At 67.6% G+C, this 1,975-nt stretch carries 1 pseudogene; it reads right to left on the reverse strand.

What is annotated here, in order from left to right:
- Positions 1 to 1,956, reverse strand: a pseudogene (locus tag R5W23_RS32595) (cbb3-type cytochrome c oxidase subunit I); the annotation flags it as partial.
- Positions 1,957 to 1,975 lie beyond the last annotated feature (19 nt).

Raw genomic sequence — 1,975 nt, forward strand, 5'->3', positions numbered from 1 at the left:
GCTTCTCCCCGGCCACGGCCGGCCGCGTGTGCGGGTGGTGAATCGGGTCCGGCTCTTTCGTCGGCCAGAACCACCCGAGCAGGGCGACGAGCAGTACCGCCATACCGGCGGGAAACGCCCAGGCGGTGAACACCAGCCCGACAAAGGATCCCCCGGTCACAACAGCCGCGAGGAACGGCCAGGCGGAATCGTTCGGGAGGTGGTTCCGGTGGTGCGGTTCGGCGTCGTGCGGTGTGGTCACCAGCACCTCGCGCGTGTCGGTGGCGAGACCGGTTACCACCGGGGTGTTTTCGGCGCCCTCCCACAGCGGCTCGCGCCCGCCGACGGTCGGCAGTCGGGTGAAGTTGTGCGGATCGGGCGGGGACGCGGCGGCCCACTCCAAGGTCCCCGCGCCCCACGGGTTCGCCCCGGCGGGCGCCCCGTACCGGCGGGTCCAGAGAACGTTCACAAGGAAACAGAGGAACCCCGCCGAGAGCGTGAAGGCGCCGGCGGTGGCGAGCAAGTACAGTCCGTCCCAGTTCTGCTCGGGCAAATACGTATAGACGCGCCGCGGCATCCCCCGGGGCCCCACATGGTGCATCGGAAAGAAGGTCAGGTTGAACCCGACGAAGATCAGCGCGAACGAGAGCCGCGCGAGCCGCTCGCTCGGCACCCGCCCGGCCCACTTGGGGAGCCAGTACAGCACCGCGGCCAAAAGCGGGAACACGCCCCCGCCGATAAGCACGTAGTGCAGATGGGCCACCACGAAGGACGTGTCGTGTACCTGAATGTCGATCGACACCGACGCCAGCATCACGCCCGTCATCCCGCCGATAACAAACACCGCAAAGAACCCGAGCACGAAGAGGAGCGGTGACCTCAGCCGGATCTTGCCGCCCCACAGGGTGGCGATCCAGCAGAAGATCTGCACCCCGCTGGGGATGGCGACCATCAGGCTGGCGCCGGTGAACACCCCCTGGCCCACCCGCGGCAGCGGCGGGGCGAACATGTGATGTACCCACACCCCGAACGCGATGAACGCGGTGCCGACCAGCGACAGCGTCAGCGCCGTGTACCCGAACATCACGCGCCGCGTGAACGTCGGGATGATTGCCGAAACGAAACCGGTCGCGGGCAGGAAGACGATGTACACCTCTGGGTGCGCGAAGAACCAAAACAAGTGCTGCCACAGGAGCGCGTCGCCGCCCTGGCCGGGTTGAAGAAGTGGGTGCTGATCCCGGTCATGCGATCGGCCGCCAGCATCGTGCTGGAGAGCATGACGGCCGGCATCGCGAGCAGCGCCATGAACGCCGTCACCACCTGCGACCACACGAACAGCGGCACCCGGTCCAGCGACATCCCGGGCGCGCGTTGGGTGAAGGTGGTGGCGATGATCTCCACCGCCGATATGAGCGTGCTGACCTCGACCAGCGTCACCATCTGCGACCACACGTCCACGCGCTTACCGGGGCCGTAATCCGGCCCGCTCAGCGGGACGTAGCTGAACAAGCCCATGTCCGGGCCGGTGTTGAGCAACAGCGCCGTGAACAGCATGAGGCCCGCGAACAGGTACAGGTAGTAGCCGTAGTTCAGCAGCCGCGGGAAGCACACGTTACGGGTGCCGAGCATGAGCGGCACCAAGTACAGGCCCATGCCGGTCATCACCGGTACCGCGAACAGAAACATCATCGCCGTGCCGTGCGTGGTGAACGCCTGGTTGTACGCGTCCGGGCCGAGCACGCGCGCCTGAGGCGCCGCGAGCTGGAGACCCACCGCCAGGGCGAGCACCCCGGCCAGCGCGAAAAACACGAACGCCGTTCCGACGAACCGCAGCCCGAGGGCCTTGTGGTCCGTGGTGGTGATCCAACCGAGCAAGCCGGGCCGAGGGCACAGAACGCGCAGCAGGGCCGCGCGTTCTGTGCCCTCGGCCCGACCCGGCGCGTCGTCGGGGTTCGGCGGATCCGCCCGCTCGGTCACTTCAGCGTCTCCAAATAGT

It is taken from the genome of Gemmata algarum (assembly GCF_034097035.1).
Lineage (GTDB): Bacteria > Planctomycetota > Planctomycetia > Gemmatales > Gemmataceae > Gemmata > Gemmata algarum.